This is a genomic window from Brevibacterium antiquum, from assembly GCF_016107655.1.
Classification (GTDB): Bacteria; Actinomycetota; Actinomycetes; order Actinomycetales; family Brevibacteriaceae; genus Brevibacterium; species Brevibacterium antiquum.
In genome coordinates, this window is record NZ_JABASX010000004.1 from 167954 (window position 1) to 183332 (window position 15379).

At 64.2% G+C, this 15379-nt stretch carries 6 protein-coding genes; 1 reads left to right on the forward strand and 5 read right to left on the reverse strand.

Annotation, left to right across the window (positions count from 1 at the left end; translation table 11 throughout):
* Positions 1 to 106 precede the first annotated feature (106 nt).
* Positions 107 to 1903: an MFS transporter gene (locus JFC13_RS08405; protein ID WP_198396643.1), complete on the forward strand. Its 1797-nt coding sequence runs from the start codon at positions 107 to 109 to the stop codon at positions 1901 to 1903.
* A 144-nt stretch (positions 1904 to 2047) separates the two neighbouring features.
* Here JFC13_RS08405 and JFC13_RS08410 read toward each other — a convergent pair whose 3' ends face one another.
* The 5 genes from JFC13_RS08410 to JFC13_RS08430 are packed head-to-tail and all read right to left on the reverse strand — an operon-like array spanning position 2048 to position 15377.
* Positions 2048 to 2803, reverse strand: coding sequence for a 4'-phosphopantetheinyl transferase family protein (locus JFC13_RS08410; RefSeq protein ID WP_198396644.1), 756 nt, complete (start codon positions 2801 to 2803; stop codon positions 2048 to 2050).
* Positions 2800 to 3600 carry an ABC transporter permease gene (locus JFC13_RS08415; RefSeq protein WP_198396645.1) on the reverse strand — a complete coding sequence of 267 codons (801 nt, stop codon included), beginning with the start codon at positions 3598 to 3600 and terminating at the stop codon, positions 2800 to 2802. The genes JFC13_RS08410 and JFC13_RS08415 overlap by 4 nt, the downstream gene beginning before the upstream one ends.
* Positions 3597 to 4580 (reverse strand): ATP-binding cassette domain-containing protein, encoded by a 984-nt coding sequence (locus JFC13_RS08420; RefSeq protein WP_198396646.1) that lies wholly within the window; start codon positions 4578 to 4580, stop codon positions 3597 to 3599. The genes JFC13_RS08415 and JFC13_RS08420 overlap by 4 nt, the downstream gene beginning before the upstream one ends.
* Entirely contained in the window at positions 4580 to 4786 is a 207-nt protein-coding gene (locus tag JFC13_RS08425) for an MbtH family protein (RefSeq protein WP_198396647.1), read from the reverse strand. The genes JFC13_RS08420 and JFC13_RS08425 overlap by 1 nt, the downstream gene beginning before the upstream one ends.
* 40 nt (positions 4787 to 4826) lie before the next feature.
* Positions 4827 to 15377 carry a non-ribosomal peptide synthetase gene (locus JFC13_RS08430; protein WP_198396648.1) on the reverse strand — a complete coding sequence of 3517 codons (10551 nt, stop codon included), beginning with the start codon at positions 15375 to 15377 and terminating at the stop codon, positions 4827 to 4829.
* Between the last annotated feature and the right edge of the window lie 2 nt (positions 15378 to 15379).

Here is a 15379-nt window from a genome sequence, read left to right on the forward strand (position 1 = left end):
CTCAGACAGTCACACCAGGTCTTGTCTGTTGTGTGGAGTCTGCTTAAGCTTCCCGATAGATGGCGCAGACAGGTAGCCGGTGCGAACTGATACAGCGAGGTGTGTGATGAGCAAGGATGTTGAACTCGGAACCATCACAACCGATGTGCCGGCTCGGATAGACCGACTCCCGTGGGCTCGATTTCACTGGATGGTTGTCGTCGGCCTCGGCAGCGTGTGGATCCTCGATGGACTCGAAGTCACAATGGTCGGCAATGTCGCCGCCCGAATGACAGAGGAAGGCAGCGGCATCTCGATGACCGCCGGACAGATCGGCACCGCGGGGGCCATCTACGTGCTGGGGGCGTGCGTCGGTGCCATTGTCTTCGGTCAGCTCACCGACAGGTTCGGTCGCCGCAAACTCTTCCTGATTACCCTTGTCCTCTATCTCGTCGCCACTGTGGCCACGGCGTTCTCCTTCTCACCGTGGTACTTCTTCCTCGTCCGCTTCCTCACTGGTGCCGGAATCGGCGGCGAATACGCGGCCGTGAACTCTGCCATCGATGAACTCATTCCCGCCCGGGTGCGCGGTCGCATCGACCTCATCATCAACGGGTCCTACTGGCTCGGTGCTGCCGGCGGTGCCGCGACGACACTGTTCTTTCTCAACACCGACATCCTGCCGCAGATGATCGGCTGGCGACTCGCCTTCGCCGTCGGCGCACTGCTGTCGATCTTCGTCTTCGTCGTGCGCAAGAACGTGCCGGAGAGTCCACGATGGCTGTTCATCCACGGACAGCAGGACGAGGCCGAACGCATCGTTGAGAATATCGAGACCGACATCGAGGAAGCGACTCAGGACAAGCTTCCGGCACCGGATCAGACGATCACGATCCGCCAACGCAAGACGATCTCCTTTGCCGAACTGGCGAGGGTCGCATTCAAGCTCTATCCGCGGCGGGCGATTCTCTGCCTGCTCCTCTTCGTCGGTCAGGCCTTCCTCTACAACGGAATCACGTTCAACCTAGGCGGCATCTTCAACGGCTTCTACGGGGTGGCCGCGGCGAGTGTGCCGATCTTCATCATTCTCTGGTCTTTGAGCAACTTCGCCGGGCCCGTTGTCTTGGGCAGGCTCTTCGACACTATCGGACGCAAACCCATGATCGCGTTCAGCTATCTGGGATCAGCGGTCGTTGCAGTGGTCCTCGCGTTCGTCTTCAACGCGGGCATCGGCAACGCCTGGGTCTTCCTCATCATTCTCGTCGTCTGCTTCTTCCTCGCCTCCTCCGGCGCCAGCGCCGCGTACCTCACCGTCAGTGAGATCTTCCCGATGGAAACCAGGGCCCTGGCGATCGCCTTCTTCTACGCGATCGGCACCGCCGTCGGTGGCATCGCAGGGCCGCTGCTCTTCGGCAACATGATCGAGTCTGGTGACCGGTCGCTGGTCGCGATGGCATTCTGCATCGGCGCAGGGGTCATGGCTCTGGGCGGGGTCGCCGAGATCTTCCTCGGTGTCAAGGCCGAAGGCGCGAACCTCGAGGACATCGCCCGCCCCCTGACAGCCGAGGACGCCGACGAGGCCATGGATGAGGTCGCATCGAAGAAATCTTCTGAGGCGGGGGAGCGGAAGGTGCCGCAGAGCCGAAGGCGGAGGCTGCGTCCTGGCCCCGGTTCGGCGGGGATGTACTCCCCATGGCCATCGGTGTCCTCACGCGATGTCCCACCCGAGGTCTCAGCCAACGAGGTGCAGGGCATCATTGACTACGTCGGCGCCATGCAGCCTGTCTCAGAGACGGAGCTCTACCGCGCCATCGGTGCCCGCCATTGGGGCCCGGGGCGTTTCCACTCTTCGGTGCGCGAAGCGATCAGGCAGGGACACATCCGGCGCAATCGTCGCGGCAGACTGGAGTCGACTGCCCATTGAGCGGAAATGACGGGACTGCACAGGCGTCCCGCGTAGAATCAGGACTATGCGTAAACGTGTGCTCATCATCGTCTTGGCCGTCATCGCGGTGCTCGGATTGATCGCCGGTATGCTCACCGGCACCCCCACGTGAGGGCCGCCCCGTCACTCGATGAGAAGGTCCGAGAGGGTCAACGCTGTGACAGGCAGCCGGTCGACGCAGCTGAGTGCCGCCGCATGAGAAGGACGACAGGGCACGGAAGCCAGGTTCAATCCATCGATTTCCGGATAGTCGGGGGCTCTGATCGACGATGCCCAAGCACCGCTGCCGTCAAGAGATGACGTTTCCTCACTGGTTCGCTCCACTTCGGTTCGGACCACTTCGAGCGTGTTGGGCTCCACACTCAGACCATGTCCAGTCGTCTTCAGCGCGGCTTCCTTGGCTACCCAGAGTTCGAGCCGCCTCCGATCTGAGTTCGTGCAGGCGGAAGTGCGCTCACCTGGGGCCAGCACGTAGTCATCGAATCCGGGGAAGACCTCGCTCGGAAGACCTTCGATGTCAACGCCGATCGGTGAGGACGGCGGCGCAGAGCCGACCAGCACCATCGTTCCCGAACGAGACAGGCTGACTTCTGCATCCGTGACCTGGGGCTTGCCGTGTGGGCCACCACAGCTGCGGCAGCAACGAGTGAACTCCAGGTCACCGGCACTGCGAACATCGGCGCCGAGTCGACGAGCAGCGACGAGGCGCAAGACGAGATGTGCACAGCGATAGGCGATCCGATCGGATGCGTGGCGCAGGCGATCGGAGCGCTTCACCTCAGCCGGTGAGAGCAGTGAGGCGAGCCATGGGTGAGCCGACTGCGTCTCGCGCACCTCGCTGATGTCGCACACCAGGTACTCGATCCCGGCAGCGGTCATCTCTTGCTGATCCCCCGGTACTGGGACACCGCAACGGTGGAGAAGATCGCAATGACTGCCACGCAGCTGATCACCGCGTAGAGCATCGGGTTGTCTGCCGCCCATCCGGTGCCCGAGGTGTACCCGGCGGGGGAGACATTGCCGAACAGTTCTCGGACGCTGGTTGCCACTGCAGTGACGGGATTCCATGAGGCGATCGTCTGCAGCGGCCCAGGCAGTGAATCGACCGAGACGAAGGCCCCGGAGAGGAAGGTGACCGGAAAGAGCCAGATCAGGCCGAGGCTCTGAGCCACCTCGACACTTCGCGCTGTCAATGCGATGAACGCTCCGATCCATGACATGGCGAATCCGAAGAGGAGCAGGAGCAGGATGCCGAGGAGCGCTGACCATGGGCCTTCGGTGATGCGCCACCCGATGATCAGTCCGCAGACCATGGTGACGGCGAGGGAGATCACACCGGTGGCCAAGTCGGAGGTGGTCCGGCCCAGGATGACTGCCACGCGGGACATCGGCAGCGATCGGAACCGGTCGATGAGCCCCAGCTGAAGGTCCTTGGCGAGGTAGACGGCTGTGAATGAGGAGTTGAAGGTCAGCGTCTGGGCCAAGAGTCCCCCGATGAGGAACTCCCGATAGGGAGCGCCGCCCAGGCTGCCGCCGAAGACGAATGCGAGCAGGAACACGAAGATCACCGGCTGCACGACGCCGGTGACCAGGGCTCCGGGGGTTCGACCCACGTTGAGGAGATTGCGCCAGGCGATGACGGAGCTGTCGCGTGCCGCCGAGGCGATGGTGCTCATGCTCCCACCTCGACTTCCGACTGCGGCTGAGGCGATGGTTCCGCAGTGGCCGGGCTTCCAGTCAGCTCCAGGAAGACGTCGTCGAGCGTCGGACGGCACAGTGCCGCCTCGGTGACGAGGACACCGGCTCGGTCCAGGGCGCCGAGCACCTCCAGCAGAGTCTTCTGTCCCTGCGGGGCCGGGACTGTGAGGCGCTGACCCGTGGAATCGCGCTGCGGTGTGACCGAGCCTCCGAGGATACGCTCGATGATGCGCAGAGTCTCGGCGAGGAATTCGGAGCTGGCCAGGGTCAGTGCGATGCGTTCTGCGCCGAGGCTGACCTTGAGTTCGTTCGAGGTCCCCTCTGCGATGACTCGACCGGAGTCGATGACGGCGATGCGATCCGCCAGCTGATCGGCCTCCTCCAGATATTGGGTCGTCAGCAGCACAGTGGTTCCTTGGCCGACAAGAGTGGAGATGACGTCCCAGGTGTCCAGCCTGCCGCGTGGGTCGAGGCCGGTGGTGGGCTCGTCGAGAATCACCACCGGTGGCCTGTAGACCAGAGCCGAGGCCAGGTCGAGACGCCGTCGCATGCCACCCGAATAGGCGCCTGCTCGTTTGTCTCTGACGTCGACGAGGGCGAACTCCCTGAGCAGTTCGCGAGCTCGAGCTCGCGACTCGGTGCGGCTCATTCCGTAGAGGCGGGCGACCATGAGGAGGTTCTCGTAGCCGGTGAGCTTCTCATCGACCGCCGCATACTGTCCGGACAGTCCGATGCTGCGGCGCACGGCGGTGGGATCGGCTGTCACCGAGTTCCCCGCGACAATCGCGTCTCCGGAGTCGGGACGGATCAGCGTCGACAGAACCTTGACCGTGGTGGTCTTGCCTGCCCCATTGGGCCCCAGCAATCCGAAGATCTGTCCCTGGTCGACCTGCAGATCGATTCCGTCCAAGGCTCTGAAGCTGCCGTAGTTCTTCCTCAGCTGGTCAATGCGGATCACTATGACGCGATCTCGGCGAGCCGGCGCGGAGTGATGTCCGTCCAATTCGCGTCGACGAATTCGAGGCATTCATCGCGCTGAGCCGGGCCGAAGGCGATGACCCACCCAGCGGGCGCATCGGCGAACGTCGGCCAGAGGGAATGCTGTTGGAGGTCGTTGACGAGTACACGGAAAGTGGCGGTGGTGTCATCAAAGGGGTTTTGCACTTTTCCTCATCTCCTGTCGATTGCTGGTGAGATATAACGCTTACGTCTGTGATTCGGCGTCATCGTCCAAGTGGATTGCCATCGCTGGAAGAATTTCTCGAAGGGCAGGCACTGTGAGCATGTCTGCGTGTCGTGCCGGGACTTCGGTGACGTGGATGTGACCAGTGACATATGGCCGCCATGATTCGGAAGTGGGGGTGCCGGGCGGAACATCCTGGGTGGCTGTGAAGACCACGACATCGCCGACGAATCTCTCCGCTGGAGCCTCCCGGATCAGTCGAGACATGGTGAAGAACCCGTCGGTCATCGCCGTCATGGTCTCCTTCGAGACGTTGCCCAGCGGATCGCCGAGTTCGCGCAGCAGCTCCACAACCCGTTCGTCGTCGAGGTCTTCCGTTCCGACCCGAACGCCAGGATGATTGGCGCCGAGGTAGTCGGCCCACAGCTCCGGACCCACGACCATTTCGTCGGCAGCTTGACCGTCGGGGAAGGCGTCGAGGATCCCGAGGAAGGCAACGTCCTCACCGAGCTCCTGCAGCCGCGCGGCCAGGCGGTGCGCCAGAATGCCGCCGAAGGACCAACCCAGCAGGTGATACGGACCCTCCGGCTGCACCGACCTCATCTGCGCGATGTAATCGTCGGCGAGCTCGATCAGCGCGTGAGCAGTGATCTGCTCCGGATCCTCCGGTGCCAGTCCCGGCATCTGCAGGCCGATCAGCGGACGCTGTGGATCGAGGCCGTGGAGCATCGTTGCGAAGCCCCAACTGATGCCGGTGGCCGGATGCACCGTGAACAGAGGAGCCTTTGTGCCCGTCGTACGCAGCGGAAGCAGACGCTGCAGGCTGTCCCTGACCGAATCAGCAGTCTCCTGGCCAGCTTCGTCCACCAACTGCTCGACACTCGGCGAGCGGAAGAGGGACTGGACCGAGAGCTCGGCACCGAGGGCCTCGTTGACGGCTGCGATGAGCGGTCGGGCGAGGAAGGAGTGGCCGCCGAGTTCGAAGAACGACTCGTCGATCCCGACGCGGGGCAGTGAGAGCACCTCGGCGAAGATGTCGGCCACGGTCTCCTGGCGTGGCGTGCGAGGTGTCGAACGCGACCCGAGCTCTGTCTGTGATGGGTCGGGAAGGGCTGTCTCATCGATCTTGCCGTGCGCTGTCAGTGGGACCTCGTCGATGACAACGATCCGCGGCGGGACCATATAGTTCGGCACCATCGACCGCACATGTCGCCGAGCCTCATCGGCGAGGTCTGCACGCTCCTCTCCCGCTCCCGGGGCAGTGGTCCCAGCCGCTACGACATAGCCGACCAGCGCCATGGTGGCGGCATCAGCGCCGAATGGCCTCACGAGTGCGTCCTTGACGTTCGGGGCCGAGCGCAGTGCGCGTTCGACCTCGCCGAGTTCGACCCGGAACCCGCGGAGTTGGATCTGGTTGTCGCTGCGACCCAGGAAGCTGAGGCCGCCGTTGTGATGACGAACAACGAGGTCCCCGGTCCGGTACATGCGTTCACCTGGCTCACCGTAGGGATCACTGACGAAGCGTTCGGCGCTCAGTCCGCTGCGGCCTCGGTATCCGTGTGCCAACTGGCGCCCGGCGAGATAGAGCTCTCCAGTCGTTCCGGCTGGCACATGGTGGAGTCGTTCGTCGAGCACATAGCCGCGCATGTGCTGCAGCGCTGAGCCGAGAACCGGAGTCGCGGAGGCGGCGACGGGCCCGGCAAAGGCGTCAACAGTGGTTTCGGTGGGGCCGTAGAGGTTGTAGGCACTGATGCCGGGGCGTTCGCGCAGCCACCCCCAGAGGTCCTCATCGATCGCCTCACCGCCGAGGGCGAGAGTCACTGGGTCATCTGCCTTGGCCGCTTGGTCGATCAGTTCCAGGAAGTCCGGTTCTGTTCTGAGCTGACGCAGGTAGCTGGGGGTGGTCTCCCAGAACCCGATACGCAGATCGCGGAGCAGGCGTGCCAGCTGCTGTGGGTCGCGCTGGACCAGTGTGGAGGTGATGTGGACGCGGTGCCCGACCATCATCCACAGCAGGGGGTCCCATGCGGCGTCGAAGCCGATACCGGTGGTGTGAGCCACCGTGATCTGCTCGGCACCGGTGGCCGGGGTCGGCAGATAGGTGGCGCGGTGGGAGGCGAGCAGGTTCGCCAGCGCATCGTGGCCGACTTCAACGCCTTTGGGCCGTCCAGTCGAGCCGGAAGTGAAGGTCACATAGGCCGTCGGATCGAGTTGTCCCGCCGGAGGCGTCTGTTCCGGTGCCGCAGCCACCGAGCCCGGCCACGGCCAGGTCGACCGGGCATCGTCGACTGTGCCGTCGAGGGCCGAGATCTCAACGATGGGCGGGGCGATCCCGGACTCGGCGAGGACAGGTGCCAGCTCCTCCGCGGTTCCTGTTTCGGCCAAGACGATGCTCGGTGTCGCATCGGCCAAGATCGCAGTCGTGCGACCTGCGGGGTAGTCGATGTCGATCGGGTTGTAGGCAGCACCGGACTTGAGAACGGCCAGGGTGGCGACGATGATGCCTACGCCGCGGCTCAGCCGCACGGACACCGTCGACCCGGGCCCGGCACCGAACCTGAGGAGTTCGCGGGCCAGCAGATCGGAGGCTTCGTTGAGTTGCCTGAACGTCAGCGAGGTGTCGGCTGATTCCACCGCGGTGGAATCAGGCAGCTGGCGCACAGTGGTGGCGAAGACATCGAGGATCATCGGCAGAGAACCCGAGGGGACCGGGCCGGCGAGTTGGTTGATCGCGTGAGTGACCTCTGCAGTCTCGAGGAGGCAGATGTCGGAGATCGACCTCGCGGGCTTCTGCACGAGTTCGGCGACGAACCTGGACAGATTCTCACACATGTCGCTGATCGTCGCGGTCTCGAACGTCGAGGAGTTGTAGTCGAGCACGACGTCCAGACCGGCTTCGGGAGTTGACCTGCCTGAGGCAGTCCTGCGGAAGGTGAAGGAGAGGTCGAACTTCGCATCTCCAGTCTCGACCTCCGGTTCGATGCTCGTGTCGACTCCCGGGAGGTCGAGGAGGGGAGAGGCCGTATTCTCCAGGGAGAGCATGGTCTGGAACAGAGGATGGCGGCCCAGCACCCGGGGCGGATTGATGGCTTCGACCAGCCGCTCGAATGGTACGTCGTCGAGTTCCAGTGCGTCGATGACCGCGGTTCGGGTGCGCGCAAGGAGGGTGTGGAAATCCGGTTGGGAGGAGACATCGGTGCGGATCGGGACGGTGTTGACGAAGAGCCCGACCATGTCCTCGAGCTCTGGGTCCGAACGTCCGGCGCTCGGCGAGCCGATGACGACGTCCTCACTGCCGCCGATTCTGCTGAGGAACCCGGCGAGCACTGCGTGCAGTGCCATGAACAGGCTGGCTCCCGCCTCGGCGGCGATGGCGGTCAGTCGTTGCGTCGTGCGGTCGTCGAGGTGGAAGTGATGGTGACGGCCGGCTTGACGGGCGGTATGCGGACGAGGATGGTCCGAGGGCAGCGGCGTTTCGGACGGAATGCCCGCCAAGCGCTCGGTCCACAATTGGGTTCTGTGCTCCAGGAGCGGACGATCGTCACCGACAAGAGTCTGCGTTTCAAGCACATGACGCTGCCACAGAGCAAAGTCAGCGTACTGGACGTCGAGCTTTCGTCGCATCGGTTGGGCGGAGCCGCGCAGTGCGGCATAGGCGGTCGCCAGGTCCTGAGTCAGTGGGCCCAAGGACGCTCCGTCGGTGGCGATATGGTGCATGACGAGATGAAGGACCCATTGGCCTCCTTCGGCGAAGAGGACAGCCCGCAGGGGCAGGTCGGTGCTGAGGTCGAATCCTCGGGCGGCTTCCCGGGCCATCTCCTCTGTGGTCGCGGCCGGCGACGGGGTGGTGCGGCGATCGAGGATGCCGTGTCCGGCCTCTGGCGGAAGGATGTGCTGGACAGGTCTGCCATCGATGGTCGGATAGATGGTGCGCAGGATCTCGTGGCGAGTGATGACCTCATTCAGAGCCTGGGCGAGGACATCCGGGTCCAGGTCTCCCTCAAAACGAGCCGCGAGAGAGATGGTGTAGTCGGAGGCCCTGGTGTCGAGCTGATTGAGGAAGTGCATTCTCGCCTGCCCGAAAGACAAGGGGATCGTGTGAGGGCGAGCACTCTGGGAAGAGCGTTTCCACTCGGACAGACGCAGCCCCGAGGTGACACCGGGGTCAGCGGTGGGCACCTCTTCGGTGCGTGCTGACCTGCCCTCATCCAGTCCGGTCGGCAGGCTGCGGGACGAGCCATCGAGGCGGCCCAGCAGGCCCGCGGGAGTGGGAGCATCGAAGATCGTTCGCAGCGGAAGATCGGCGTCGAATGCCTCACGGATGTGACCGATGAGCGAGACGGCGAGCAGCGAATGACCGCCCAGCTCGAAGAAGTCGTCGTCGAGTCCGATGTGCTCGGCCTCGAGCACGAGCGAGAACTGCTCACACATGGTGCGTTCGTCCGGAGTCTGGGCGGCGCGGGAGGACCGGCCTCCCGACAGGCTCGGAACCGGCAGACGACTGCGGTCGAGTTTGCCGTGAGATGTCAGCGGAATCGAGTCGACTGAGATGAGCACGCGTGGGACCATCGGTGCCGGAAGCCAGCGGGCGAGGTGGTCGCGGATGACGCTCTCCTCGACGTCGCCGGCATAGTAGCCGACGAGTCGTGCCGATTGCGGGTCCTGCGGGTTGTCGACTACGGCCGCGGCCTGTTCGACGCCCTGGCAGGCGGTCAGCGCATTTTCGACGTCTCCGAGCTCGATCCGGTATCCGCGCAGCTTGATCTGGTCGTCGTCACGGGAGATGAAGTCGAGGCGTCCGTCCGAGGTTCGGCGGACCAGGTCACCCGTCCGGTACATGCGCTCGCCGTCGCCGTGTGGGTTCGCGACGAACCGCACCGAGGTCTCTGCCATGCGGTTGACATAGCCGGTGGCGATTCCGTCTCCTGCGAGATAGAGCTCGCCGACGACGCCGTGGGCAACTTCGCGAAGATGCTGGTCCAGGACCAGAGCCTGAACGTTCCTGACCGGATGACCGATCGTGGTGTGCTCTCCTTCGATCTTCGCGGTGACTGAGTCGACGGTGAATTCGGTGGGCCCGTAGAAGTTATAGGCTCGCGCACCCGCGTGCTGGGCCAGTTCACGCCACAGGTCATCAGGCACGGGTTCTCCGCCGAGAGCGATCGTCAGCACAGGGGCCTTGCGGTGCTGCGTCTGGCCACAGCCGTCGGCGTGTTCGGGATCGTATTCGAGGGTCCCGATGTGGTCAAGGAGACCGGAGGCAATCAGCTGACGCACAAATGAAGGTGTGGTCTCGAGCGCATCGATCTGCTGCTCACGACAGAATTCCACGAGCGCCTCGGCATCTCGGCGCACATCTTCGTCGACGATGTGCAGGCTCGCTCCGGCCACGAGCCAGAGCACCGGGTCCCAGGCGGCGTCGAAACCCAGACCGGCGGTGTGTGCGACTCTGACTGACTCTTCACCCAGGCCTGCCTCGGCGAAGATCGTCTCCCGGTGGTGAGCCAGGAGATTGGCCAGCCCGAGATGGGGCACAGCGACGCCCTTGGGAGTTCCGGTGGACCCGGACGTGTACATCTCATAGGCGCGGTCATCGAGATTCGGACGATAGTCGTCCCCGCGAGCGAATGCCGGGTCGGCATGCAGATCCGCGGTGGAGATGGCTGTGCCCGCTCGCACCGGCACGTCGGGGGAGTCGATGACGACGGCGACCGGGTCGCTCACGTCGAGGATCAGCCGGATCCGTTCCTGCGGGTAGCTGAGGTCGATGGGAACGGCGATGGCTCCGATGCTCAGCACCGCCAATGGCACGATGATGGCATCGGCAGATCGTGGCAGAGCGATCGCGACCCGCTGACCGGGATCTATACCTCGCCGGCTGAGCGCGCGGCCGTAGCGGTGCACGCGGTCCCCGAGTTCCGCAAAGCTCAGTTCGGTGTCCTCGGCCACGAGTGCGGTCCGATCGGGGTGACGGTGGACAGTGGTGTCGAGCGCGTCGATGATCGTCGCCTCGACTCGCTCGCGATCGGCTCCGCGGCTCTCCTCGCGAATAGTGTCGAGCTCTGCGTGGCTGAGCACCTCGACGTCTGTGAGAAGACGGTTCGGTTCGGTGGCGAACTGTTCGAGCACGGCGACGAACCTGGCGGCGATCCCGCGGGCAGTGGAGTCGTCGAAGAGTGCTGAGTCGAATTCCAAGGAGCCGCTGATTCCGGCCGCCTCACCACGGCGTTCGGCCAGATCGAGGAGCAGGTCGAACTTCGCCTCCGAGACCTGCGGGCCGGAACCCGGCTCGACGTTGAGGTCGCCCATGTCGATATCGACAGGCTCCGTGTTCTGCAGTGTCAGCATCACCTGGAACAGGGGGTGAAGACCTTCAGAGCGCGGTGGGTCGAGCTCGTCGACGACGCGCTCGAACGGGGCATCCTGATTGGCGTAGGCCGCGAGGTTGGATCCGCGGACTCGGTCGATGACGTCGGCAGCACTCGGATTGCCCGAGGTGTCGGTGCGCAGGACGAGCGTATTGACGAAGAACCCGACGAGTTCGTCGAGCTTTGTCTCGGTTCTGCCTGCGACTGGGGTGCCGATGGGGATGTCACTGCCCGCACCGAGCTTGTCCAGCAGGACGGCGAATGCCGCCTGCAGCACCATGAACAGGCTGGCGTTGCGCTCGAAGGAGAGTCTGCGCAGTCCGGCATGGACCGTGGGACCGATGTCGACCGGAATTGCACGGGAGACAGATCCTGAGTTCGCAGCACTTCTGGTCCGATCGGCGGGAAGGCGCAGCTGTGAGGGTGCGTCGGCCAGCGTGTCCTTCCAAAATGCCAGTTGGTGCGAGAGCGCACTGTTCGGATCCTCCTCGGTTCCGAGGGTCTCTCGCTGCCACAGGGCGTAGTCGGCGTACTGCACAGGAAGAGGGGGAAAGGCCGGGGCCCGACACTGCCCGCGAGCGCGATAGGCGGTGGAGAGGTCTCTGGCCAGGGGGCCGAGTGACCAGCCATCAGCGGCGATGTGGTGCAGAGTCAGCATCAGCACATGATCATCTTCGTTGAGCCTGATGAGGAGGGCCCTGATCGGAAGTTCCGTGGAGACGTCGAATCCTCGGGTGGCCTCAGCTTCCACGGTGTGGTGGACGAGCCTTTCACTGACGCCGACCGTGGGCATAGCGACGCGGGCGTTGGCCGGGTTGAGAATGACCTGCTCGGGCTGCCCAGCCGTCCAGGGGTAGACGGTGCGCAGGCTCTCATGCCGCGCGATGACGTCATTGACGGCCGATTGCAGCGCATTGGCGTCGAGTCGTCCGCGCATGCGCAGAGTCAGCGGAATGTTGTACGCCGCGGAACTCGGATCGAACTGGTTGATGAACCACAGACGAGCCTGGGCATATGAGAGTGGTACCTGGGTGGGGCGGTCTGCGGCGACGAGCTCATGACCGGCATCATCGGTGGTGGCCTTCGGGTCGAAGCGGGCGCTGAGCTCGCGGACGGTGGGGTGTTGGAAGACCTCGCGCAGGGCGGGTGCGGTGGCAAAGCTCGTGCGCAGGTTGGCGACCAATTGGGTGGCGAGCAGCGAGTGTCCGCCGAGTTCGAAGAAGTCATCGTCGATGCCGACGGAGTCGATGCCCAACACGTCGCTGAAGGCCTCGGCCACGATCCGTTCTTGGGAGTCTCTCGGCGCTTCGGATTCGGAACGTGCCGATTCCGGTTCGGGGAGGGCCTGGCGGTCGAGTTTGCCGTTGACTGTGAGTGGAATGCTCTCAATCTGCATGATGAACGAGGGAACCATGTAGTCCGGGACACGGGTCTTCATGCTTCGGCGCACCTCGGCGGTATCGAGCTGCGAAGGAGAGGTGACGAAACCGAGCAGCTGAGCATAGCCGGCCTGGTTCTGCCTGAGTTCGACGATGGCCGAACTGATCCTGGGATCAGATTGCAGGGCGAGTTCCACCTCAGAGAGTTCGACTCGGTAGCCGCGCAGTTTGATCTGCTCATCGGCGCGGCCCAGAAACTCGATGCCGCCGTTCAGGGGCCGGCGGACGATGTCTCCGGTACGGTACATCCTCGAACCATCGTCGGCGAACGGGTCGGCAACGAAGCGCTCAGATGTCGTACCGGGACGGTCCACATAGCCGCGCGCCAGGTTGAGCCCTGCGATGTAGAGCTCTCCGGTGGCCTGTTCGGGCACAGGGGCCAGCCGGGAATCGAGGACGTAGTGCCGGGTGTTCGTGACGGACTGGCCGAGGATCGGCGACGTGTCGGCAGCGATGGTTGCGGTCAGACTGTCGACGGTGGTCTCTGCTGGTCCGTACAGGTTGTAGGCGGTCATTCCTTCACGCGCGGCCAGCTGTTTCCAGAGTCCGCTGTCGACTGCTTCTCCGCCCAACGCGACGACGCTGGGGTGGCCGTCCGCGCCGAAGCTGCTGTGAGCCAGCAGAGCCTTGATGAACGAGGGCGTCGTCTCGATGGAGTCGATGCCATGGGTGGTGAAGTAGGCCGTCAGGGCCTCTGGGTCGCGGCGGGTGAGCGAGTCGATGAGGTGGAGTTCATGCCCGGCGAAGAGCCACAGCAGCGGGTCCCATGCGGCGTCGAATGAGATCCCTGCGGTGTGTGCCACCCTCAGCCCGCGACCGAGGCGTTCCGCGGCCGGAGCGAAGATGGTCTCCTGGTGGCTGAGGAAGAGATTGAGCAGCGACTGGTGTTCGACGCCGATGCCCTTGGGTCGGCCGGTCGACCCGGACGTGAAGATCACATAGGCGAGGTCGTCGGGTGCCGGAGTGGCCCCCGGTGCCGTCTGCGAGGTCCTGGACGACAGTGCAGCGGCGAGCACGTCCGAATCCAGGTCGATGACAGGTCGGTCGGTGAGAATCGTGGTCTCTCCGTCAGGGCCGGGCACGCTTGAGGAATTGAGTACAAGGGCCGGGGCCGCGTCGGCGACCATTGCTTCGATTCGGGCCGCCGGATGATCGGGATCGAGAGGAACGAATGCAGCTCCCGCTTTGAGGACCCCGAGCACAGCGACCGGCATCGCGGTGGTCCGTCCGATGCGTGCGGCGACGCGTGTGCCCGGGCCGGCGCCCTGCTGGCGAAGATGGCCGGCCAATTGTGTCGAACGGCGATCGAGTTCGCAGAAGCTGAGATGCCCGTCATCGGCGACCACGGCGGAGGCGAAGGGGGTCTGATGCGCGTGGCTGAGAAATTCGTCGACCACGGTGTGGTGGGGGATGTCCTGGACTCGACCCTGTCCGCCGGCGATGACCTCGTCTGCTTCGCTGTCGTCGAGCAGAGACAATCCGGCCAGAGGCTGAGCGTGACCGGGATCCAGCTGGGCGAGGACGGAGAGGAAGCGTCCGAGGTGATCGGCGAGGCTCTCCTGGGAGTAGAGCTCGGCATTGGCCTCCAGCCGAACGATCGCAGTTCGTGAGTCCCTGCCGGAGGTGTTCTGGTCCGCTCCCAGGCCGTGGACGATGATCGACAGATCATCGACGGGCCCCGTGGACAGGAGATGAAGGGAGGCCTGAGCCTGACCGAAGCTGATGTCATCGACGGCAGGAAAGATGTTGACCGAGGGCCCGATGTAGCTCGTGTCGGTATCGAGCTCCTGATATTGGAATCGTTGGTGGATGAGTGTCGAGCGCAGGGCGGAACCCGTGCTCTCAAGGAGTTCGGGGAAGGTGGTCTCGGGTGCAGTGGTCAGCTGCAGCGGCAGGATCTTCGACATCATCGACGGCACTGATTTGGCCAGGGCGCTGCGCCGGGCCGTCACCGGCAGGCCCACGGAGACGGTCTTCCGACCTGTCATCCTGTGCAGATAGGTCGCAGCCGCTGCGAGGATGAGCGTCGGTGCCGATTGGGCACTCGCCAATTGCCTGGCCAGCTGCGGGGGGATGTCGGCGTTGGCCGTGACCAGCTGTTTCGCCGAGGCAGGCGGACGTCCCGCCAAGCCCGTGGCGGTCTCCGACTCGGCGATGGTCTGTGACCAGAAGTCGGCATCCGTGCGGAAACGCTGTGACGCCCGGTAGTCCGCCTCCTCGGCCACCAGTGCCTCCAGGCTGCCGAAGGGCGAATCCGATGGCTGTGCGGCAGGATCAGCCAGCTCGCCGTACAGCTGCGACTCGCGTCGCAGGATGAGCACGGCAGAGTAGCCGTCGACGAGGAGGTGGTGGGCTCGCTGGTAGAAGATCCAATGGTCGTCGCCGAGGTGGAACAGCTCAGATCTGAGGAGCTCACCGGTCTCGAGATCGTGAACGGTGGCGAGGTCGGCTTCCATGAGGGCCCGGGCCTGTGCCATGGAATCGTCGACCGACCCGCCTCGCAGATCATGGAAGTGTAGGTGACTGCGAGGCGAGCCGTGCTTTTGGAAGACTCCCTGCTCGTCTTCGCCGAAGACGACGTTGAGCGAATCGGCCTCGGCTACGGTGGTGCCGACGGCACCTCGCATGAGATCGACGTCCAGAGGCCCGAGAATTTCGACGTAGAGCCCGATCTGGAATGTCGGGTTGTCGGGTTCGAGCTTCTGGGCATACCAGATGCCTCTTTGTGCGGACGTGAGTTCGATGCGGGGGGAGTCTTCAGTCATTG

Bases quoted from the DNA above. Each gene is read 5' to 3' on its own strand.
- JFC13_RS08410 (WP_198396644.1), bottom strand. From the start codon at position 2,803: ATGACCGCTGCCGGGATCGAGTACCTGGTGTGCGACATCAGCGAGGTG.
- JFC13_RS08430 (WP_198396648.1), bottom strand. From the start codon at position 15,377: ATGACTGAAGACTCCCCCCGCATCGAACTCACGTCCGCACAAAGAGGC.
- JFC13_RS08415 (WP_198396645.1), bottom strand. From the start codon at position 3,600: ATGAGCACCATCGCCTCGGCGGCACGCGACAGCTCCGTCATCGCCTGG.
- JFC13_RS08405 (WP_198396643.1), top strand. From the start codon at position 107: ATGAGCAAGGATGTTGAACTCGGAACCATCACAACCGATGTGCCGGCT.